The sequence below is a fragment of the Rhodonellum sp. genome (assembly GCF_030656585.1).
GTDB classification, from domain to species: Bacteria; Bacteroidota; Bacteroidia; order Cytophagales; family Cyclobacteriaceae; genus Rhodonellum; species Rhodonellum psychrophilum.
The window spans coordinates 157,531-178,377 of the sequence record NZ_JAUSPP010000013.1; the positions used below are offsets into that span (position 1 = coordinate 157,531).

Here is a 20,847-nt window from a genome sequence, read left to right on the forward strand (position 1 = left end):
TGGTTGAATCCACATGTTAGTACTCAAAAAAAAACGTGTTTTAAAGATCTTGGCGTGTATTATTCGCCTGAACAAACTTTGAAAAGTTATATGTATGGAGTTGCTATTTTAGCAAAACCACTTAAATTAGCCAATTCTTAAAATTTTAAATTTCTTATAAAATCAACAAATCGGTAAAGTATGGCAGTAAGTTCAAATACTGAAGGTAGGGGCCAGTGGGGCTCAAGCTTAGGTTTTATTATGGCAGCAGCTGGTTCGGCTGTTGGATTGGGTAATATTTGGAGGTTTCCTTACTTGACCGGAGAAAACGGTGGTGGAGCCTTCGTTTTTGTTTATGCCCTTTGTGTGTTGTTGATTGGACTGCCACTATTGCTTAATGAAATCGCTCTGGGAAGAATCTCGAGAAAAAATCCCGTAGGTGCCATCAGGGCAACAGGAGGAAATCGATTTTGGCAACTTGCCGGAGTACTTTGTATTTTGGTTTGTTTCTGTGTTTTGAGTTATTATTCAGTCATTGCAGGCTGGACGATTGGTTATATTTTCACGGAATTGATCAATATCCCTATTGATTTCGAGGATTTTCAACAAACACCAATGTATGTCATTCCCCTATGTCTTTTATTTATCTTGATGACCATCGGGGTGGTATTGGGAGGTATTTCTGGAGGGATTGAAAAAGCAGCTAAATTTTTGATGCCTGTTTTGTTCATCATCATTATTTTTATAGCAGGAAGAGCGGTTACGCTTGAAGGCGCTAGCGCAGGTATCGAATATTATTTATACCCTGACTTTTCCAAAATCAATGCAAAAGTAATTTTACAAGCTTTAGGTCAGGCTTTTTTCTCGATGTCTGTCGGTTGGGGTTTGATGATCACATTCGGTTCTTATCTACCCAAAAGCGGCAATATCGTAGCCTCTTCCGGTTGGATAGCAGGGATGGATACCTCAGTTGCCTTGTTGGGCGGCTTGATGGTTTTCCCTGCCTTGTTTGCCTTGCTGCCAGGGAAAGATCCTGCTGGTGGACCGGCTTTGGTTTTTGAAGTCCTTCCATTGGTATTTGATGCCATGCCTGGTGGTAACCTCATTGGTGCGCTATTCTTTGTTTTGTTGTTGGTGGCAGCATTGACTTCAAGTATTTCCATGTTGGAGGTACCGGTATCCTTCCTGATTGATGAGAAAAAATGGAGTAGGAAAAAGGCAGCTTGGACCATCGGTTTGGGTGCGTTTGCACTTTCTATACCGTCTGCACTTTCTTCGATTGAGGGAAATTATTTTCAGGATCTCGAGATGACATTTTTGGGGGATCCCCAAAAAGGCTTCTTTAGTATAATGGATTTTGTGTTTGGGACATTTGCAGTTGTTGTGATTTGTTTGATGCTGGCCTTATATACGGGTTGGGCCAAGAAAATCGGGGATTTTGCAGATGAATTGAGCCTTGGATCACCTGTATTTAAAGGGGCTTTGAGGACCACATGGATATTCTTTATTAAATGGGTTTGCCCTATCGTTATTGCCCTTGTTTTGATGGATTTGCTGGGTGTATTTGGAAAACCACAAGAAGGAGGATGATCAAATCAATTGTTTGAGTTATATGTAAATAAAAAAAGAGACGATTTATCGTCTCTTTTTTTATTTACATATAAAAATATGCTTTTTAAATATAAAATTTAGATATTCGTGCATTCAAATGCGTTTTAAAGGGAGATCTAATGAAAATACTGGTTGTCGACGATGATGCTATCAATAGATTGATACTTCAAAAGTTGTTTGAAAAAGATAACAATTTGGTTTTCACCGCTAAAAACGGAATTGAAGCCATGGAGATATTGTTGCGTGTGCCAGGGTTTAAGCTTGTCATAACCGATATCATGATGCCAGAGATGGATGGCATTCAGCTTTTGGCTGAAATCAAATTGAATAAATCCGTCAGCAACATCCCGATTATTGGGTTTACGGCAGGGGACATTGATTATTTCAGGAAATCGAGCTTAATTTCATTTGATCGGCTTTTACCCAAACCGATGGATTTTCATGAATTATTTGACATTGCAAAAGGGTTTTTAAATAAATCACTAAATTAAAGCCCTCATAGCCAAACGAAATTATATTTTCCGTCGTTTGGTTAGTGTGTTATTGTCTTGCCAAAATGGGGAGATTTACTTTTCTAAATGGAAAAAAAAATCAGGTTTGTGAAAAAATATTTTCTAGTAGTTTCGTTTTTGGGCATGATGGGATCCGCAATGGCTCAGGATTTTTCAATTGGTCCCAAAGTGGGAGTTTCCCAAGGGAATATTGCCGTGAATGGGGAAGGATATTCATCAGGAGACAGTAAACTTGGATATCACGTTGGTGCTTTTGTCAGGATGGGTGGCAGTTCGTTCTTTATCCAACCTGAATTTCTCTACACCAACACAGGGGGGCAAATAATTCAAAAAGATGACGCTGGAGAAGAGCGCAATATTGATGCGAGTTTCAATAGATTGGATATCCCCATGATGCTGGGATTTAAGGTCGCGAATTTTTTCAGGTTGCAAGCAGGCCCCATTGCAAGTATTTTATTGGATTACAAAATAGAGGACGCCGTTCAGGTGGCTCAGGATGTGGATTATAGAAATGCAACCATTGGATATCAAGCTGGGGTAGGCTTGGATATTGGCAATTTGATACTGGATTTGAAATACGAGAGTTCCTTGGGTAAAAACTCCAAGAGCGTAGCAGGTTTTGAAACCGACCAAAGGCAAAACCAAATTGTTTTGTCCGCTGGTTTTAGGCTTTTCTAAAAAAGTTAAAACATAAAAAAAACCAGACCTGGGAAATTAAAGGTCTGGTTTTTTTATGGTGTTGATTTTTACTTCACTTCAAATAGGCTTTCCTCGGAGCCTCCAGAATTCGAAATATTCAGTGTGTATTTACCTTTTGGAATCAATTCTTTGTCAAGTTTCAAATCCCACTCGGTCTTGTTGATTCCTTTTTTGGCCGATTGGCTCCAAGACTTAACGGTTTCCTGTTTGTCATTTTTGATCACAAATTGGACAGTTCCTGCATTTTTTACATAATACAGAATTTGCTGAGAAGGTTTTGCTCCAGAATAAGCTGGATTTGACCATCTCGAATTCAACCGGATTTCAGGGATCTCCAAGGAGAGAATTTCCTTTGTGTTTTCCCCGATTTTATGGAAATGTGAAAGGTCCATCACATAAACGCTTCTTCCGTGAGTAGCCACCACCAGATGATTTTCTTTCTCCTGAATGACCATGTCATAAATGGAAACGTTTGGCATAGTTCCTTGAACCAAAGAGAAATTTACGCCACCATCCAAGGAAACATAAAGGCCATGGTCGGTACCCAAATAGAGGATGTTTGGGTCTTTAAGATCCTCCTTGATGATATTGGCACCTTCTGCAGGCAGGCTTGCGGAGATGGACGTCCATGTTTTTCCATAATCCCTACTCTGATATACAAAGGCAGTGAACTCATCAAACCTGTATCCTGTCAAAGTCACATAAACCAAACCCTCTTCATGCGAGGATGGCGTCACACTGCTCACCCAACGATTTTGAGGCAATCCTTTTGCAATATCGGTCCAAGTAATTCCATGGTCTTTGGTGATCCACAGATTGCCATCGTCTGAGCCAGCGTACATTACCCCATACTGTAATGGCGATTCTTCCAAGACAGTGAGTGTAGCAAAGGGGACATTACCGCTTTTCTGGTTTTTGGTCAGGTCAGGTGAAATGGTTTCCCAAGTGTCTCCACGGTCAAGGCTTCTGTACACGTACTGCGAGCCCATATACAAGATGTCCTGATTGTGCTTGCTCAGCGTTGCGGGCGTTCTCCAATTCCATCGATTTGGTTTGTTTCCGATGTCATGTGATGGGGTTACTGATTTACGTTCATTGGTAGAAGTATTGATTCTGAAATAATTGCCAAATTGAAAACCCGTGTAAACGACATCATTTGTCCTGGTATCCACGGCTACCACCATTCCATCTCCGCCCATAAGGGATTTCCATGGAATTTCAGGCTTATCTGTCGATTTCCCGTACCAAACGCCATTGTCCTGCATGCCCCCATAAATGTTGTATGGACTGGCTTCATCCACCATCACAGAGTAAAACTGGCTGATGGTCAACTGTTTGTTGAGATGGTCCCATCTTGCACCTCCTCCAAAAGTACTGTAAAGACCGCCATCTGTTCCCAGAAGGATATGCTTTGCATCTTTTGGATTGATCCACATGGACTGATGATCGGAATGCACGTTCCCAATCGAATCCGTATTGGCAAATGATTGGCCCCCATCCCTTGAGACAAGCAATGGAACACCCAAAATAAACAATTCATTTTCATCCTCCGTGCTCACTCGGACTTCTCCAAAATAGTAGCCATACGAATTGTACACACGGTCCAGCCCAGGTTGGTTGACTTTTTTCCAAGAAATACCAGAATCTTCAGACCGATAAACCTCAGCCCCGATCACTGAGCTGCTCAACAATATTGAGTTTGCATCCTTTAGCTCACCATTATAGTTCGCGATCTGCGCCGGTGTTATTTTGCCCTGGCGCACCAGTCTTTTTATTTCCGATGCATTATACTTTGTCGCGAATCGGTTGCTTCGCAAAAATTTGTTCAGTTTTTCATCCTCAAGGTTCTCTATTCCCGAATTTGAAATCGTCAAAAAGCTCTCCATGGTGAGGTCGTCTGATTTTTCGGCGGGGGCTCTTGGTCCTTCCTGACTCTCTTTGGCTTTTTGATAATCGTGCAAAGCATACACTATTTTTGGGTTGGAAAGGCTGAAATCAAAACCGATTCTACCCACGAATTCATCCTGGGGGAATCCGCCCATCGCTTTTTTCCAAGTGTCTCCACCATCTACCGAACGCCAGATGGCAGACCCTTTTCCATTGCCTACAAAATCATGGGATTGGCGCATGCGCTCCCATGAGGAAGCCAACATGACGTCGGGATTCGAAGGATCAATTTTGATATCAATGATCCCGGTATTGTCGTCGATGTACAATGTTTTTTCCCAGGATTTCCCACCATCGGTGGTTTTGTAAAGTCCTCTTTCGTCGTTTTTGGAATACAATGAGCCCATGGATCCGACCCAAACGATATCCGGATTACTGGGATGGATCTGGATTTGACCAATATGCTGGGAAAAGGGAAGGCCCATAAATTCCCAATTTTTGCCGGCATCTGTGGATTTATACACGCCAGAACCTGCATAGGTGGATCTGCTGGAATTGTTTTCTCCCGTCCCCACCCATAGAATATTATTATCGGAAGGAGAAAGTGCCATGTCCCCAATGCCAAGCGCACCTTGATGGTCAAAAATAGGAAGGAAGGATTGACCGTTGTCTTCTGTTTTCCAAACTCCACCCGAGGCGGCGGCGATATAGTAGGTTTTAAAATCCTGACTGACCTCAATGTCCACGATTCTACCACTGGTATTGGTAGGTCCCACATTTCTTACTGGGAATTGGGAGAAAGGTGTTTCCAGATTTAATTCTTGATGTTTTTTGACGGCTTCCTGAAGTGCCTTGGAGGTGGATGGTTTGATCTGTTGGGCATTTAGGGTGGGAATGCCCATGCCAAATCCCATGCAGATGAACCATGCCCCTAATCGGCGTAGATTTGTATTCATATTTCTTGGTTTATTTTGAGATGAATATAAATAAAACCAGAATGATTTCGTTTGAAATTTAGATAAAATGAGCTAAATGAGGATGGTAGGGGAAAGGGCGTTATAAAGGTAGGGTTATCAGATCCTCCAAAAACTGTCTTGTTTTGCGCGATCTCATTTCAATTTTCTATATTTGTTTAAATTATCTACCAATCCCATGGGCAAGTTTTTAAAATACTCCAAGAACTTTTATTTTGTTTTTACGCTACTGTTCATATTGTGGATGCTATTTATTGATTCCAATGACTTTGTCAGTCAGTTTAGATTGGGGTCCAAATTGAGCGAGTTGAAAAAACAGAAAGAATTCTACCAAGATAAAAAGGAAGTCATCAAAGCGGACAGAGAGGAGCTGATGAGTAACAATGATCTTTTGGAGAAATTTGCACGAGAAAGGTATTTGATGAAAAGAAAAACCGAAGATTTGTATGTCATTGTCAAAGAATAAAGGATTTTTAAATATTGCATTTGTAGGAATGTTTTTTTTGTTTGGGATCAGTGAAGGATTTTCCCAAAGAGAATATGACCCAGAAATGAAGCCTCCAATAAAGGACCGGTTGTACTATGGCGGAAATTTTGCCGCACAATTCGGGACCATTACCTTTATTGATGTTTCTCCACTGGTTGGAATAATGCTCACTGAAAAATTCTCAGGAGGGGTGGGCATGACCTACCAATACTTCCAGGACAAAAGATTTGCAGGGGGAAACAGCAATCTTTATGGTGGAAGGACTTTTTTGAGATACAATGTTTTCCCCAATATTTTTGCCCATACGGAATATGAAGCCCTGAATTTTGACCTTTACAACAGGAGAACGGAGGTTTTTGAAAGGCAGTGGGTCCCTTCTTTATTTGTTGGGGCGGGATATTTTGCCCCTTTTGGGAATAGAGGTGGTGCAAATTTCACCTTCCTCTACAATCTTCTTTACGATAACCAAAGATCTCCATACAATGAACCTTATGTCATAAGGGTGGGTTTTGTGTTGTAATTTCCCCTTTATTTGTAATCATGAAAACCCTTGTCGATAAAATTTTCAAATCTCATCAGGAATGTTCAAAATGTCCATCTCCCAAATTGATTCATAATTTTTTCGAGGAACTTCTGGGAGTGCTTTTCCCGGAATATGCTGTGGAAATTTTGCATGAAAAAACGCAAATTGAGTCCAGATTAGAGGACCTTAAAGCCAGATTTTCAACTATCTTGACCAATAACCCTCATCTTCACAGAGGAGAGGGACAAAAATTGGCAGAAACCTTTTTTTACGATCTTGGTCAGGTTTATGATTTGATCCATCAGGATGTGGATGCGATGTTTGCAGGAGATCCGGCGGCAAAATCACGTACTGAAATACTCAGGAGTTACCCGGGCTTTTATGCCATAGCAGCTTACAGAATAGCCAATCTCCTTTTCAAAGCCGGAATCTTCATGATCCCAAGAATGATCACGGAATTTGCCCATGGCAGGACGGGCATTGACATTCATCCTGGTGCCAATATAGGAAACCACTTTTGTATCGATCATGGGACGGGTGTGGTGATCGGGGAAACTTCGCGCATTGGCAATCACGTTAAAATTTACCAAGGTGTCACCCTTGGAGCGCTCAGTGTAAACAAAGAAGATGCTGATAAAAAAAGACATCCCACGATAGAAGATAATGTTGTGATCTATGCAGGAGCTACCATTCTTGGGGGGGAAACCATTATTGGAAAAGGATCTGTTGTGGGTGGAAATGTATGGCTGACCAAGAGCATTCCCCCAAACAGCAAGATCTATTACCAAACCAAAATGTATGTGGATGGAACGGATTCAACGGATATGTACATTTTAAAAACCGGAAATGAAATTATTTGAACTCATAGGCAACACGCCATTGGTGGAGTTGATCCAAATCCCAGTCAAGCCCAAAGTCTCTATTTTTTGCAAACTTGAAGGACAAAATCCAGCGGGCAGCGTAAAAGACCGTGCAGCCTACAACATGATCAGTAAAGCCCTTGAAAGAGGAGATGTGAAAAAAGGAGATCAGTTGGTCGAGGCAACCAGCGGAAACACAGGCATCGCTTTGGCTATGGTGGCAAATATATTGGGCGTGAAAATGACCTTGATCATGCCTGATAATTCAACCAAAGAGAGAGTGATTTCGATGGAGGCTTATGGTGCCAAGGTCATTCTGACCCCAGCAGCGAAAACCATTGAATATTCCCGGGAATTGGCCGAAGAGATGGCCGAAAATGAAGGGTATTTTATGCTTAACCAATTTTCCAACCCTGACAATTATCTGGCACATTACTCGACTACAGGACCGGAAATATGGAAAGATACGGCAGGGAAAATCACCCATTTTATTTCGGCGATGGGTACTACCGGCACCATTATGGGGGTCTCAAAATTCCTGAAAGAACAAAATCCCGATATCCAAATTGTGGGAACCCAGCCCACCAATGGGTCAAATATCCCAGGAATCAGAAGATGGTCGCCCGAGTTTTTGCCAAAGATTTTTGACCCGACAAGAGTGGATAGAATCGTAGACGTCAGTGAGCTCGAGGCTACCATGATGACCAGAAGAATGGCGAAAGAAGAAGGAATTCTTGCTGGTATGAGCAGTGGTGGAGCTTTGTTCGCTGCGCTAAAAATAGCAGAAGAGCTGGAGTCGGGCTTGATTGTATGTATTACCTGTGACAGGGGAGACCGATATTTGAGCTCCGATTTATTTGGATAAAAAAATAAACCCCAAAAAACCAAGCAGTCTTCTGGGGTTTGATTTTTTCAGGGACAACAAGATCCCCTAGAATTGAATGAAATTGGTAAGCAATTGGAGACTGAGTTGTTTGTCACCACTTGCCTGGCTTTTTTGTCCTCGAAGAACCAGGGTATAAACTCTTTTTCCCTTGATTTCCACATCATTTGCACTTACCAATATTTCATTGGTAATTTTTGATTTGACGGTGATGTCCAAGACACCTTTTTCGAAATTCACAAAATCACTCGCATTTAAGAAATCCGATGTATCTCCAAAAGGTCCTGCTGTTCCAGAAATCTCGACCTCAATATCCGCGGCATCGGGAGAAAGGTGCACAAATCTGATTTTTGCATTGTTTGCGGTGGGGGTTTCCCAATCATCCTCCAAAACCAATGTTTTCAGGTTGCTCGACAAATCAGAGATGAAAATGGAATAAGTTTTATCCGCTTCGAATGTGATTTCAGAATCCAATAAGCTGTTTACTGCATTTGGGGGAGTGAACCTGAAATTCCTTTTTCCTAGAAAAAATGGTTGATAGGGTAATGTTTCATTGTAATTCAAGGGATTGTTGTTGATTTTTCTGCCATCAACGAAAATATCCAATCCAGGTGCATCTGGAGAACCATGGTAAAAGGATACATAAGCAGCGGGAGGAAGTGGATTGTCATCATCATCATTCAGGCAAGCGGTCAAGAGGGTGGAAATTCCCAATACAAAAAGCAAGGAAAAGAACTTCCAGGTTTTGGCGCGGATCATTTTTTGCAATGGCTTCATTGTTTGGTTGAATTTGGCGTGGATCATTTTTTTATGTAATAACCTTATGGTACCATAACGTATCAAAATGCATAAATGCTACAGCAGGAGATGCTGTTTAACCCGAAATATTCAATAGATTTTTTAGGGGTTTTGAAACTGCAAGAAAATCAGACTATTGGGAGACTAATTTCTGACAACATTAGGATGAAGTTAGAAGAAATAAACAATATATTGATTGTCAGGTAGATACATCCTTGGATTGAATCGTAGTGGATGTCAAGGGTTAAAAAATATTAATGTGTACGAACATAAGGTAGGGAATTCAATCTAAAAAATTGCGCCCGTAAAAAAAGCAGCCCTTGATATGGGCTGCTTCCTGCATTTATGATCATACTTTATTGGGTTCTGGATGTATCCAAGGGCTTCTATAAGGTCTTCGCAACAAAGCGGTTGCTTCCGGATCACCGGGAATTTCCATTTTCACGGGGTCATAGATCAGTGGCCTCCCCAGTTCCATGGAAATATTGGCGAGAATACAAGAAGCGGATGAAATATGACCTTCCAAGATATCTGCTACAGGCTTTTCTCCGGATTCCATGGACTGGATTAGGTTTTGAAATTGCCTTCTGGTCGCAGGAGCAGCTTGGAGTTCAATTCGGTCCTCTTTCAAATCTTCGGGATATTCTTCTTTTTCATACAAAGCATCCCAGTGGATCTTTTCCCCATCTCCGTAAGGCGTGAAATCTGCACGCATCGGACTTCCTGCCAGCATACCTTTTTCGCCAAAAATCTTGAATGCCCAAGGATAGTCAGGATCCACAGGATTGCCCCAGCTTCTGTGTTGCCATACCACATTCATTTCATTGTATTCAAAAAGGGCGGTTTGGGTATCTGAAATATTGGATTTCCCTTCTTTTTGGACATAAATTCCGCCAGTGGAGCTGATTTTGTTCGGCCAACCCAGGTCCAGCATCCAGCGGACACAGTCAAACATGTGCACGCACATATCTCCCATGATGCCATTTCCATATTCCATAAAAGTTCTCCACCAGCGGGTATGCGGGATTCCATCGTATGGCCGCAATGGTGCCGGTCCTGTCCAGAGCTCATAATCCAAAAAATCCGGTACAGGTTGTTCAGGGGGATTTCCATTGGCCTTCATGTGATAATAACAGCATATTTCCACGTGTGAGATTTTGCCCAGCATTCCTCCTTGGATTACTTTCTTTTTGGATTCTATCAAATGGGGGGTGCTTCTTCGCTGAACACCCACCTGTACTTTTTTATTGTATTTTCTTGCAGCAGCGACTACCGCCTCTCCTTCAATGACATCAACAGATATTGGCTTTTGAAGATACACATGCGCTCCAGATTGGATGGCGGCGATGGCTTGTAACGCATGCCAATGATCGGGTGTCCCGATAACCACAATATCCAATTTGTGATTGGCGAGCAATTCTCTGTAATCCTTATAAAGCTTTGGCGTTTTTCCTGATTTTTGTCGTTTTGAGACCATTTCTCCGGCTTCCTTCAAAAGATTGCTATCTACGTCGCAAAGCGCTTCCACTTCAACATCTGAAATTTGTATCAGACGAAACAAGTCGCTTTTGCCGTACCAGCCTGTGCCGATTAAGGCTACGCTAAGGGGCTTTTCCGTCTTGATGAAATCCATGCTCATCATGCCCATACTGGCCAAGACAAGTGTGGCGGCGGAACTTTCTTTCAAAAATTGACGGCGATTCAGAGATGTGGAATTCATAGGTTTTTGGGTTAATTTAGGCATGGATTTGAGATTACACCATTCAATTTACAAAAAGGTCAAAACCAAACAAATCGGATTTGATGGGTGGTTGAAAGAAATGGAATATTGCAAAGGTTTTATGCGTAAAAACGTTTTTATATTTCTCCCTTGATAAAGGGGGGATAAAAAATAAAGCTACTAAAGTCAAGAGCCAATGAATCCTACTGTATTCATTGGCCCTTGACTCCGTGAAAATTTTGATTGTTTTTTTGCTAAAACTCCACTCCGAATTTTTCTCCCAAAGCCCTTAAATCCTCCTCAACGGGTTTCAACAAAGGAATGCCAATTGATCTCCTTTCCGCTTCCAATTCCCTTTCAGGATCACCAGGGATCAGGACTTTTTCTTGGCCGGAAATGGTCTCTGCTTTTCTGAAGCGATTGATCCAGATGTCCATATTGGATTTGAATTCATCGGCTGGCCTAAAAGCATCTATGCGCATGGCACCAAAAAAATGACCAAGACCTTCACCTACAGGGTTGGGGTCAGGCTGAAGAAAAGCTACAAAAGGAGGAACCCAAGGCCCATAATTCGCGCCGGAGAGTACTGCCGAGAATATATCCACTATTGCGCCTAAGGCATACCCTTTGTGCGAACCATGTTCCCGATCTCCGCCAAGGGGCAACAATGCCCCCCCATCCTTTACACCATCCGGACTGGTGGTAGGATTTCCGTTTTTATCCTGGATCCAGCCAAGAGGCGCTTCTTCACTTTTTCTTTTCAATATTTCCAGTTTGCCATTTGCGGCAGTGGTGGAGGCAAAGTCAGCGACGAATGGAGGTTGGGATTTTGCCGGAATCGCCACTGCTATGGGGTTGGTACCGAGCAATCTCTCCGTCGAAAACGTAGGGCTGACCAGAGGGCTGGCATTCGTCATGGAAATCCCGATCATGTCATGTTCCAATGCCATCATGGCATGCTGGCCGGCAATGCCGTAATGGTTGGAGTTTTTTACCGAGACCCATCCTGTCCCTGCTATTTTTGCTTTGTCAATGGCCACCTGCATGGCAAAAGGGGCAACGACCAGGCCCAATCCGCCGTCACCGTCGACCACAGCAGTGCTTGGGGTTTCGTGTATGATTTTGATGGAGGGTTTGGCATTGATTCTATTGGCTTCCCACAACCTGACATAGCCAGAAAGACGCGCCACTCCATGGGAATCCACCCCGCGAAGGTCTGCAGAGAGCAATACCTTTGCAGCTGTTTCTGCTTCTTCTTCGGGGCAGCCGATTTTTATGAAAATGCTTTTGGTGAATTTGAATAATTGTTCGAAAGAGAATTTCATTCTATGATTAAAGTCAATGGATGAAAACCGGATTTTTCCCGGTCTTTTATTGGTTTTCCTTTAGGATAGTATTTTCCCAAAGGGAGTGTTTTTTGATCAGCTGGGCAATAACACCTTCTTTCAAGGCATAATTGGAGCAAATCAAAGTTTCTACAGGGACAAATCTCAGTATGTACGTGATCAGACAGCTTGCCACTACGATCATGTCCACACGCATGGGAATCATCCCGGGTATTTTAAGGCGGGCTTCTTTGTTTAGCGTAAGGAGTTTTTCTGCGATGATTTCAAACTCTTCCTTTGGCAACTGAAAGACGTTCTCACGGTTCGTTTTTGATTGGTGAAGCGCAGCGTAATACATATCCGAAAGTGTATCGAATGTGCCAGATGCACCTACAAAACCCGTGGGTTTGAATTTTGAAATGGCATAAACCAGATCAATCAGTTTTTCACCCAAAAAATCGGTGAGCTTTTCCACTTCTTCCGGGAGAATTGGGTCATGGTAATGAAACAGATCCAACATTCTTTGCCCCCCAATTTCAAAACTTTGTTTCCAAAAAGCTTCTTGATCGTTTCCAATGATGAATTCCACAGAGCCTCCTCCGATATCCATCATCAGATTGGTGTCTCCGTTGAGAGAGCCGCTGAATCGGATTCCTTCGTAAATCAAATGTGCTTCTTGCTCCCCGTCGATTACTTTCACATCAATGTCGATCAGCTCCTTTATTATTTGGACAAAATCCTGACCATTGTCTGCATTTCTTACAGCACTGGTAGCAAAGGCATATATTTCTTGGATACCCTCCCCGTCAATTAGATTTTTGAAATGTTGAAGGGTATGAATAGCCCTTTTTTGGGCATCAGGTGTGATAGTGTTTCGACTTATTCCCCCTTGACCAATTTTTACGGGTATCTTTTCCTTAAAAATTGTTTCAAAATTGTCCACAGACAAGTGCACCAATAACAGATGAAATGTATTGGTCCCCATGTCAATGATAGCTGTCTTTCTTATACCCATGACGGCTTGAAATTTAGTTGTGCGAATATAGAAAGTTTATTTAAAAAGGAAGATCAATAGATCACTAAAAATCAGCTTTCTATAAAAATGATATTAGGTTCATGAATAAATATTTCATCAATAATCATACCCTCCTTATATTTGAACAAAACCAAATAACTTTAGAATCATGGATAGCCAAATCAAAGGTGTTTATACGTTGCCAGGCAATAAGGATAAAATAGCGCTGCTCAATCAGAAAAATGAAGAAGCACTTCTTGGCGGAGGCGAAGCCAGAATAGCGGCGCAACATAAAAAGGGAAAGCTTACTGCAAGGGAACGTATCCATTTCCTTTTGGATGAAGGCAGTTTTCAGGAAATCGACAAATTTGTGATGCACCGTGCAAAGGATTTTGGATTGGACAAAGAACATTACTTGGGAGACGGGGTAATTACGGGATATGGAGAAATCAATGGCCGGTTGACCTATGTTTATTCTCAGGATTTTACCGTTTTTGGGGGTTCTCTTTCTGAAACACATGCCGAAAAAATATGCAAAATCATGGATATGGCCATGAAAAACGGAGCTCCTGTGATTGGTCTTAACGACTCCGGAGGAGCTCGAATACAAGAAGGCGTGGTTTCCTTGGGTGGCTATGCAGATATTTTTTATAGGAACACCTTGGCCTCCGGAGTGATTCCACAGCTTTCCGCCATAATGGGACCCTGTGCGGGAGGAGCTGTTTATTCACCAGCCATTACGGATTTCATCTTGATGGTCGAAAACACATCCTACATGTTTGTGACAGGGCCTAATGTCGTCAAAACCGTCACCCATGAAAATGTGACGGCAGAGGAACTCGGGGGCGCCAGTACCCATAGTTCTAAAAGCGGGGTGACCCATTTTGCCTGTGCCAATGAACTGGAATGTATCCAGCATATCAAGCAATTGCTGAGTTATGTACCTCAAAATTGTGAGGATACAGCTCCCGTTTATCCTTATGAAATGAAAGAGGATGAAAGCAGGATTTCATTGGATACGATTATTCCAGAAAACCCAAACCAACCGTACGACATCCGGGAAGTAATCACTGGGATTGTGGATGAGCAATCTTTCTTGGAAGTCCATAAAAATTTCGCGGACAATATTGTAGTTGGATTCGCAAGGATAGCCGGAAGAAGTATCGGAGTGGTTGGGAATCAGCCACAATCCATGGCCGGGGTCCTGGACAATGACGCCTCTGTCAAAGCGGCGAGGTTTGTCAGGTTTTGTGACTGCTTCAACGTCCCTTTGTTGGTATTGGTGGATGTGCCGGGTTTCCTTCCAGGGACGGATCAGGAATGGAATGGGATCATCACCAATGGAGCCAAATTACTCTATGCATTCTCTGAAGCTACTGTTCCAAGGATTACAGTAATCACCAGGAAAGCCTATGGCGGAGCCTACGATGTGATGAACTCCAAGCATATCGGAGCGGATTTGAACTTTGCCTGGCCAACTGCTGAAATAGCCGTGATGGGGGCAAAAGGGGCTGCAGAAATCATTTTCAAAAGGGAAATTGCGGAAGCAGTGGATCCTGAAGCTAAACTACAGGAGAAAGTAGAGGAATATACTTCCAAATTTGCCAATCCGTACCGCGCTGCACATAGAGGATTTATCGATGAAGTCATTTTGCCTTCCCAAACCCGTGAAAAACTAATCAGGGGATTCAAAATGCTCGAAAACAAGGTCGATAAGCTGCCGAGGAAGAAGCACGGGAATATCCCTTTATAATGCAGAAGTATTGTCTTTTGTTGGGCCTTGTACAGATTTGTTGAACGAAAAAGAAGTGTAGCGGTTAAACAGATAATACAATCAAAATTCAATTTTGGGAAAAGAATTAAGATTCAGCCTATAATCAGTCATGAATCGAATTCACCTACTTCCCATATTTATTCAAAACCATGACAGAAAACGAAGAGTTTTTATACACTTACCTAAACAATGCCTCCCCAACTGGATTTGAAGCTTCAGGGCAACAGATTTGGCTGGATTACATCAGACCTTTCGTGGACACCCATTTCACTGACAACTATGGCACTGCTGTTGGAGTGATCAATCCAGAGGCAGAATTTAAAGTTGTCATTGAAGCCCATGCCGACGAGATCAGCTGGTTTGTCAATTACATCACCGCAGAAGGATATATCTATGTAAGGCGAAATGGCGGATCGGATCACATGATCGCCCCATCCATGCGGGTCAATATCCATACAGCCGATAAAATTGTTTCAGGAGTATTTGGTTGGCCTGCCATCCATACCAGGAAAGAAGGAAAAGAGGAAACGCCCACCCTTGACAATATTTTTATAGATGTGGGGGCAAGGTCAAAAGACGAGGTGGAAAAAATGGGGATCCATGTAGGTTGCGTGGCAACGTTCAAGGATGAGCTCATTGAGTTGAATCATAAATTTTATTCCGGCAGAGCCCTAGACAACAGGATTGGTGGCTATATGATCGCTCAAGTTGCCAAAAGGATTCATGAATCCGGCTTGAAACTTCCCTTCGGCTTGTATATCGTCAATGCTGTCCAAGAAGAAATAGGGCTTAGAGGCGCTCAAATGATTGCTGCTAAAATCAAACCCAATCTTGCTGTGATCACTGATGTTTGCCATGACACCACAGCTCCGATGTACAGTAAGGTTGCCAGTGGTGATCTTACCGCAGGAAAAGGACCGGTACTTACTTATGGCGCATCGGTCCACAAGAAATTACTGGATCTGATTGTCGATTCTGCCAATAAAAGGACAATAGGCTTTCAGCGGGCAGCGGCCTCAAAAAGTACAGGTACGGATACTGATGCTTTCGCTTATTCGAATGAGGGTGTGCCTTCCGCATTGATTTCCTTACCATTGAAGTACATGCATACCACTGTGGAAACCGCCAGCAAAGACGATATCGAAAATGTGATTGCATTGATCCTCGGATTTCTGGAAGACTTGGATCCTGGTTTTGATTTTAAATATATTTCCTAAAGCTTAAAACACCTTTGAAATCATCGGATTTCAAAGGTGTTTTTATTTCCAACCCCCAAAAGCCAATGTTCACGGATCAACTTAATCGAACCATTGTTTTGAAAGGAATTCCCGAAAGGATCATTTCTTTGGTTCCTTCTCAGACAGAATTGCTGGTGGATTTGGGTTTGGGGGATAGAATTGTAGGATTGACCAAGTTTTGTGTGCATCCAAAAAATTTTAAACGAACCAAAACCATCATTGGAGGGACCAAGAATTTTCATTTTGATAAAATCGATGGATTAAAACCCGATCTGATCATTGGCAATAAAGAAGAGAATTACCAAGAAGGAATAGATGCTTTAGCGGATAAGTATCCCGTTTGGATGAGTGATATCGCTAACCTTGAAGACGCCTTTGCCATGATGAGGGGGATAGGGGAGATTACGGGAACCTTGTCAAATGCGGAGAAGTTGGTTGCTGAAATTCAAAATGATTTCACTTTCAAAATTCCGCACAGGGGCTCAGTTTTATACTTTATCTGGAAGGATCCACTCATGGTCGCGGGAAAAGGCACGTTTATAGACGACATGCTGACCAAAGCCGGCTTCCAAAATCTAATGGAAGTTTCTCGATATCCTGAGGTGGGCTTGGAGGAAGTCAGGTCTTTGAAGCCTGATTTTCTTTTTCTGAGCTCTGAACCTTTTCCTTTTAAGGAAAAGCATATTGCAGAATTTAAAAAGTCAAATCCAACTGCTCAGGTATTTATTGTTGATGGGGAGATTTTTTCATGGTATGGTAGCCGATTGAGACATGCCGCTGGATATTTCAAAAAGACGCTTGCTGATTTTTAGACCCAAAGAGAAAAATAGAAGCCCAATAAACACCCTATGATCACTCATCCATGAATGTTTATTACCTTGAGTATCAATTTTTGGATTTTTTGGTGTCAAAAGAGGTAAGGATTCAGATGACGATTCCATCCAAGTCTGCGAGATTTCTAAAGGGAATGAATTATATGTTTTAATGAGAGGGGATAAATTTGGATTAAACCCGTGTTGAGGATTGCCAATTCAACTCCATTTTGAAATTGGTTAATCATCAGTCTTTGTTTGCGTTTTTTTGACTTCATCATATCGGTTATAAGCCTAATTCTACAAACAGTCTGATTTTCTTGTAGTTTCCATCCCCATTAGGAAGGCCAATGCATATTTCTGGTAAAAATCGTGTTGCTTACCGGTTTCTGCTTTGATATATTTTTGGGTCCGGTAAATAAAAGGGAATTATCATCGATGCGATCAAATGGCAAAATAGCAATGAAATACTTTTCGGGAGCCCGTTCATAAAAATATCAATCATAAGGGAATACTTTTTTAAAAAAATTAATTAACTTTTGGTTTCAATTTGAAAATGAAACTTACAAATCAACCTAATATCATGACCAACAACAGAAGGCTTTTTCTCAAAAAGCTGGGATTAACAGGAGCAGCTGCTGCAATTACCCCAATGGCTTTTGCTAATGAACCCAATATAAAATCATTTTTACAAAGGAACTCTGCATTTCAAGAGGGATCTCCCATCAAATTGGGATTGATCGGAGCGGGTATCATGGGGGTAGAAGACATGACGACTGCACTCAGACACCCGAATGTTGAAATTGTGGCTGTTTGCGACCTATACAAAGGAAGGCAAGAAGCAGCAAAGCAAAGATGGGGGGATCATCTGTTTTTGACAAGTGATTATAAGGAGTTGCTCAAGAGAAAAGACATTGACGCTGTTTTGATAGGTACTCCAGATCATTGGCACAAACAGATCAGTATAGATGCACTTGGCGCCGGAAAACATGTTTATTGTGAAAAGCCGATGGTCCATTCTGTAAAAGAAGGAGCGGAGGTGATCGAGGCATGGAAAAAATCCGGAAAAATAATGCAGATTGGTAGCCAGGGTGTATCCTCTTTAGGCAACGAAAAGGCAAAGGAGTTATTGGCAGCAGGGGCCATTGGAGACATTGTCTATGCGGAAGGATTTTGGGCGCGTCATTCCCCTGAAGGAGCCTGGCAATACAATGTCCCGGCAGATGGAAATGAAAAGACAGTAGATTGGAAGAAATTCATTTCAAATACCACGGATAGGCCATGGGATCCCTTGAGATTTTTCAGGTGGAGAAATTATCTTGATTATGGCACAGGAATGTCTGGGGATTTATTTGTCCATTTGTTTTCCAGCCTTCATTTTATTACCAATTCACTCGGGCCAACCAAGATCTCCTCTATGGGAGGTTTGAGATATTGGAAGGACGGGAGAGAAGTGCCGGATGTCCTATTGGGTACTTTTGATTATCCGGATTCTCCCCAGCACCCGGGATTCAATCTTTCGTTGAGATGTAATTTCGTGGATGGTACCAGTGGAACTACTTATCTTAGAATAGTGGGGACAAAAGGATCTATGGATGTGAAATGGGAAGAGGTGGTTGTGAAAATGAACAGCAATGCCGAAGATGATGATCCATTTTTGAAGGAGCAGGCCAAATTAAGGGGTGAAACAGAGGGGAGAGCCAAGATTTTACCGCCTAGGGAAACCACCTATGCCGCGGAAAAGAATTACAAAGGTGCGCACTACGATCACTTTGCCAACTTCTTCAATGCCATTCGAACAGGAGGCACTGTCGCAGAAGACCCGGTTTTTGGATTTCGGGCTGCAGCACCGGCATTGTTGTGTAACGACAGTTATTTCCAGAATAAATTTATCAATTGGGATCCAAAAAACATGAAGCTTATCTAATATGATGAAAACTAAAATAGTTACCGGGGTGGTGATCTTTGCTTTGTTGTCTGCCTGCGGTGCAGAAAAAACGAACGAAACCACCGAGGTAGAAGGAATGGAGGCGGTTGAGGTCCTTCCAGACAATTCCCTGTCTGAGGAAGAAAAAGGGGAAGGCTGGATGCTTTTGTTTGATGGTGAAAGCACCGATGGGTGGAGGTCCTACAATGGAGATTCCTTTCCCGAAGGCTGGATTGTCGAAGAGGGAGCATTAAAAGGTTTGGGAAAAGGCGGAGATATTGGAGGTGATATTGTTTTCGCGCCAGTCGAATTTTCCGAGTTTGAATTGATCTTTGAATGGAAAATCGGTTCGGGTGGAAACAGTGGCGTTTTTTACCATGTGGTAGAGGGGCCAGATTTTAAGGCTCCCTATTATACAGGACCGGAGTATCAAGTGATCGATCAATTGGGGTTTCCTGAGCCTTTGGAAGCTTGGCAATCCATCGGTGCCGATTATGGAATGTATGACCCGGATTATGAAGGAGTCGTAAAACCTGCTGGGGAATGGAACATTTCGAAAATCATTTCCTCAGAGAAAGGATCAAGTTATTGGCTTAATGGAAAGAAGACCGTTGAATTTATACCCTATTCAGAAGATTGGAATGCCCGAAGGAACAGTGGCAAATGGGATGATTTCCCTGAATATGCCAAATCCAAGAGCGGCATGATCTCCCTTCAGGATCACGGAAGTGCAGTATGGTTTAAAAATATGAAAATTAGAAACTTATGAAATCGATTTTAAAGAGTGCTTTGACAGTCTTCGGGCTTTTGTTGTTTATTTCTTGTGATACCAATAAGGAGATTTCCTTATTCAACGGAAAGGACCTTTCGGGCTGGGAGATATATGGTACAGAAAAATGGTACGTGGAGGATGGTCTTTTGATTTCCGAAAGTGGTCCCGATAAGGAATATGGGTATTTGGGAACCAAAGATCATTATAAGAATTTTGAATTAAATCTTGAATTCAAACAGGAGGCGGACGGAAACAGTGGCGTATTCATTAGATCGACTGTGGATGGCACTAAAGTCTCGGGATGGCAGGTAGAAGTGGCGCCCCCAAAACATGACACCGGTGGGATATATGAGTCTTATGGGAGAGGATGGTTGATCAAACCGGATCCTAAGAAAGATAAAGCCCTGAAATATGGTGATTGGAATAAAATGAAGATTGTTGTCATGGGAGATAGAGTGACCACTTATCTTAACGGCACGGAAATGGTGGATTATACCGATGAGAAAATAGGCCAAGGCGAAGGAGGAATTTTACTTCAAATCCATGACGGAGGCGGAATCAAGGTTTACTGGAGAAATATAGTTTTAAAACCTCTTTAAGGTTTTTCCCGGATATTCTCATACAAGATGCTTTTTAGGGTCTTTTTTAGAAAAAGTGTAGGCTTTTTTTAAAAAAGACTCTTTTTTTTTCCATCCTTCATAAATAAATTTGAAGTAATAAATTGACCCTCAAAAACAGGCTGTATTTTTTTCACTGATTATCAGTGGTGTTGTAATTAGAGACCATGTTTTTTCAGGAAAAGGTTTTGGACAATAGATTTTCTTTTGCACCTTTGCAATCCCAAAAGAGGGGAAGTGTTCAGAACGGTAAAACGGGAAAGAAAATATTTAAAATTAAATCTTGCGAGGAAAGACAAATTGTTTACCTTTGCAACCCGCTTGAAAACGAAGAGTGGAAAAGATTGGGGATGGCGACATCACGAGCCCGGAAAAGTCCGGGAGAAGTTCATTGAAGTACTGTAAGACAAAAAACAAAAACGATTGCGCGATAC

Annotated in this window: 18 protein-coding genes; 13 read left to right on the forward strand and 5 right to left on the reverse strand. The window is 42.1% G+C overall.

Annotation, left to right across the window (positions count from 1 at the left end; translation table 11 throughout):
• The first annotated feature begins 180 nt into the window (after positions 1 to 180).
• The 3 genes from Q7J63_RS02385 (at position 181) to Q7J63_RS02395 (ending at position 2,780) form a co-directional block, all read left to right on the forward strand.
• Entirely contained in the window at positions 181 to 1,569 is a 1,389-nt protein-coding gene (locus tag Q7J63_RS02385) for a sodium-dependent transporter (RefSeq protein WP_019597577.1), read from the forward strand.
• A gap of 140 nt (positions 1,570 to 1,709) precedes the next feature.
• A complete protein-coding gene (locus tag Q7J63_RS02390; protein WP_304883806.1) occupies positions 1,710 to 2,081 on the forward strand; it encodes a response regulator in 372 nt (123 codons plus the stop codon).
• A gap of 144 nt (positions 2,082 to 2,225) precedes the next feature.
• Entirely contained in the window at positions 2,226 to 2,780 is a 555-nt protein-coding gene (locus tag Q7J63_RS02395) for a porin family protein (protein WP_304883820.1), read from the forward strand.
• A 68-nt stretch (positions 2,781 to 2,848) separates the two neighbouring features.
• On the opposite strand, the gene Q7J63_RS02400 is transcribed toward Q7J63_RS02395, so the two are convergent.
• On the reverse strand, positions 2,849 to 5,644 hold the full coding sequence (locus Q7J63_RS02400; RefSeq protein WP_304883807.1) for a glycosyl hydrolase: 2,796 nt from the start codon (positions 5,642 to 5,644) through the stop codon (positions 2,849 to 2,851).
• Between the two features lie 196 nt (positions 5,645 to 5,840).
• Here Q7J63_RS02400 and Q7J63_RS02405 point away from each other — a divergent pair, with 196 nt between their 5' ends.
• Genes Q7J63_RS02405 through cysM form a run of 4 tightly spaced genes read left to right on the forward strand, consistent with a single transcriptional unit; the run spans position 5,841 to position 8,397 of the window.
• Positions 5,841 to 6,128, forward strand: coding sequence for a septum formation initiator family protein (locus tag Q7J63_RS02405; protein WP_019597581.1), 288 nt, complete (start codon positions 5,841 to 5,843; stop codon positions 6,126 to 6,128).
• Complete coding sequence (locus tag Q7J63_RS02410; RefSeq protein ID WP_304883808.1) at positions 6,109 to 6,669, forward strand: hypothetical protein; 561 nt, start codon at positions 6,109 to 6,111, stop codon at positions 6,667 to 6,669. The genes Q7J63_RS02405 and Q7J63_RS02410 overlap by 20 nt, the downstream gene beginning before the upstream one ends.
• A 20-nt stretch (positions 6,670 to 6,689) precedes the next feature.
• The gene (gene epsC / locus Q7J63_RS02415; RefSeq protein WP_304883809.1) at positions 6,690 to 7,532 is read left to right on the forward strand and encodes a serine O-acetyltransferase EpsC; all 843 of its coding nucleotides are present in this window, start codon (positions 6,690 to 6,692) and stop codon (positions 7,530 to 7,532) included.
• Positions 7,519 to 8,397 carry a cysteine synthase CysM gene (gene cysM, locus Q7J63_RS02420; RefSeq protein WP_019597584.1) on the forward strand — a complete coding sequence of 293 codons (879 nt, stop codon included), beginning with the start codon at positions 7,519 to 7,521 and terminating at the stop codon, positions 8,395 to 8,397. Before epsC ends, cysM begins: the two co-directional genes overlap by 14 nt.
• A gap of 66 nt (positions 8,398 to 8,463) precedes the next feature.
• On the opposite strand, the gene Q7J63_RS02425 is transcribed toward cysM, so the two are convergent.
• The 4 genes from Q7J63_RS02425 to Q7J63_RS02440 all read right to left on the reverse strand — a co-directional run bounded on the left by Q7J63_RS02425 (position 8,464) and on the right by Q7J63_RS02440 (position 13,273).
• On the reverse strand, positions 8,464 to 9,192 hold the full coding sequence (locus Q7J63_RS02425; protein WP_304883810.1) for a DUF4397 domain-containing protein: 729 nt from the start codon (positions 9,190 to 9,192) through the stop codon (positions 8,464 to 8,466).
• A gap of 370 nt (positions 9,193 to 9,562) precedes the next feature.
• The gene (locus Q7J63_RS02430) at positions 9,563 to 10,933 is read right to left on the reverse strand and encodes a Gfo/Idh/MocA family protein (protein ID WP_304883811.1); all 1,371 of its coding nucleotides are present in this window, start codon (positions 10,931 to 10,933) and stop codon (positions 9,563 to 9,565) included.
• A 254-nt stretch (positions 10,934 to 11,187) separates the two neighbouring features.
• Entirely contained in the window at positions 11,188 to 12,258 is a 1,071-nt protein-coding gene (locus Q7J63_RS02435; protein ID WP_304883812.1) for an Ldh family oxidoreductase, read from the reverse strand.
• A 46-nt stretch (positions 12,259 to 12,304) separates the two neighbouring features.
• Entirely contained in the window at positions 12,305 to 13,273 is a 969-nt protein-coding gene (locus Q7J63_RS02440) for a hypothetical protein (protein ID WP_019597590.1), read from the reverse strand.
• Positions 13,274 to 13,442: 169 nt separating this feature from the next.
• Between Q7J63_RS02440 and Q7J63_RS02445 the strand changes: the two genes are divergently transcribed.
• The 6 genes from Q7J63_RS02445 (at position 13,443) to Q7J63_RS02470 (ending at position 20,395) form a co-directional block, all read left to right on the forward strand.
• Entirely contained in the window at positions 13,443 to 15,026 is a 1,584-nt protein-coding gene (locus tag Q7J63_RS02445; RefSeq protein WP_019597591.1) for an acyl-CoA carboxylase subunit beta, read from the forward strand.
• A 170-nt stretch (positions 15,027 to 15,196) separates the two neighbouring features.
• Complete coding sequence (locus Q7J63_RS02450) at positions 15,197 to 16,264, forward strand: M20/M25/M40 family metallo-hydrolase (protein WP_304883813.1); 1,068 nt, start codon at positions 15,197 to 15,199, stop codon at positions 16,262 to 16,264.
• A gap of 65 nt (positions 16,265 to 16,329) precedes the next feature.
• A complete protein-coding gene (locus tag Q7J63_RS02455) occupies positions 16,330 to 17,097 on the forward strand; it encodes an ABC transporter substrate-binding protein (protein WP_304883814.1) in 768 nt (255 codons plus the stop codon).
• A 583-nt stretch (positions 17,098 to 17,680) separates the two neighbouring features.
• The gene (locus Q7J63_RS02460) at positions 17,681 to 19,024 is read left to right on the forward strand and encodes a Gfo/Idh/MocA family protein (protein ID WP_304883821.1); all 1,344 of its coding nucleotides are present in this window, start codon (positions 17,681 to 17,683) and stop codon (positions 19,022 to 19,024) included.
• A 1-nt stretch (position 19,025) separates the two neighbouring features.
• Complete coding sequence (locus Q7J63_RS02465) at positions 19,026 to 19,793, forward strand: DUF1080 domain-containing protein (protein WP_019597595.1); 768 nt, start codon at positions 19,026 to 19,028, stop codon at positions 19,791 to 19,793.
• Entirely contained in the window at positions 19,790 to 20,395 is a 606-nt protein-coding gene (locus tag Q7J63_RS02470; RefSeq protein ID WP_304883815.1) for a DUF1080 domain-containing protein, read from the forward strand. Before Q7J63_RS02465 ends, Q7J63_RS02470 begins: the two co-directional genes overlap by 4 nt.
• Positions 20,396 to 20,847 lie beyond the last annotated feature (452 nt).

Excerpts from the sequence above, each read along its gene's own strand:
- Q7J63_RS02410 (WP_304883808.1), top strand. The coding sequence starts at position 6,109 with ATGTCATTGTCAAAGAATAAAGGATTTTTAAATATTGCATTTGTAGGA.
- Q7J63_RS02425 (WP_304883810.1), bottom strand. The coding sequence starts at position 9,192 with ATGAAGCCATTGCAAAAAATGATCCGCGCCAAAACCTGGAAGTTCTTT.
- Q7J63_RS02385 (WP_019597577.1), top strand. The coding sequence starts at position 181 with ATGGCAGTAAGTTCAAATACTGAAGGTAGGGGCCAGTGGGGCTCAAGC.
- Q7J63_RS02405 (WP_019597581.1), top strand. The coding sequence starts at position 5,841 with ATGGGCAAGTTTTTAAAATACTCCAAGAACTTTTATTTTGTTTTTACG.
- Q7J63_RS02395 (WP_304883820.1), top strand. The coding sequence starts at position 2,226 with ATGATGGGATCCGCAATGGCTCAGGATTTTTCAATTGGTCCCAAAGTG.
- Q7J63_RS02390 (WP_304883806.1), top strand. The coding sequence starts at position 1,710 with ATGAAAATACTGGTTGTCGACGATGATGCTATCAATAGATTGATACTT.
- Q7J63_RS02460 (WP_304883821.1), top strand. The coding sequence starts at position 17,681 with ATGACCAACAACAGAAGGCTTTTTCTCAAAAAGCTGGGATTAACAGGA.
- Q7J63_RS02435 (WP_304883812.1), bottom strand. The coding sequence starts at position 12,258 with ATGAAATTCTCTTTCGAACAATTATTCAAATTCACCAAAAGCATTTTC.
- Q7J63_RS02450 (WP_304883813.1), top strand. The coding sequence starts at position 15,197 with ATGACAGAAAACGAAGAGTTTTTATACACTTACCTAAACAATGCCTCC.
- epsC (WP_304883809.1), top strand. The coding sequence starts at position 6,690 with ATGAAAACCCTTGTCGATAAAATTTTCAAATCTCATCAGGAATGTTCA.
- Q7J63_RS02455 (WP_304883814.1), top strand. The coding sequence starts at position 16,330 with ATGTTCACGGATCAACTTAATCGAACCATTGTTTTGAAAGGAATTCCC.
- Q7J63_RS02430 (WP_304883811.1), bottom strand. The coding sequence starts at position 10,933 with ATGAATTCCACATCTCTGAATCGCCGTCAATTTTTGAAAGAAAGTTCC.
- Q7J63_RS02445 (WP_019597591.1), top strand. The coding sequence starts at position 13,443 with ATGGATAGCCAAATCAAAGGTGTTTATACGTTGCCAGGCAATAAGGAT.
- Q7J63_RS02400 (WP_304883807.1), bottom strand. The coding sequence starts at position 5,644 with ATGAATACAAATCTACGCCGATTAGGGGCATGGTTCATCTGCATGGGA.
- Q7J63_RS02440 (WP_019597590.1), bottom strand. The coding sequence starts at position 13,273 with ATGGGTATAAGAAAGACAGCTATCATTGACATGGGGACCAATACATTT.
- Q7J63_RS02470 (WP_304883815.1), top strand. The coding sequence starts at position 19,790 with ATGAAATCGATTTTAAAGAGTGCTTTGACAGTCTTCGGGCTTTTGTTG.
- Q7J63_RS02465 (WP_019597595.1), top strand. The coding sequence starts at position 19,026 with ATGATGAAAACTAAAATAGTTACCGGGGTGGTGATCTTTGCTTTGTTG.
- cysM (WP_019597584.1), top strand. The coding sequence starts at position 7,519 with ATGAAATTATTTGAACTCATAGGCAACACGCCATTGGTGGAGTTGATC.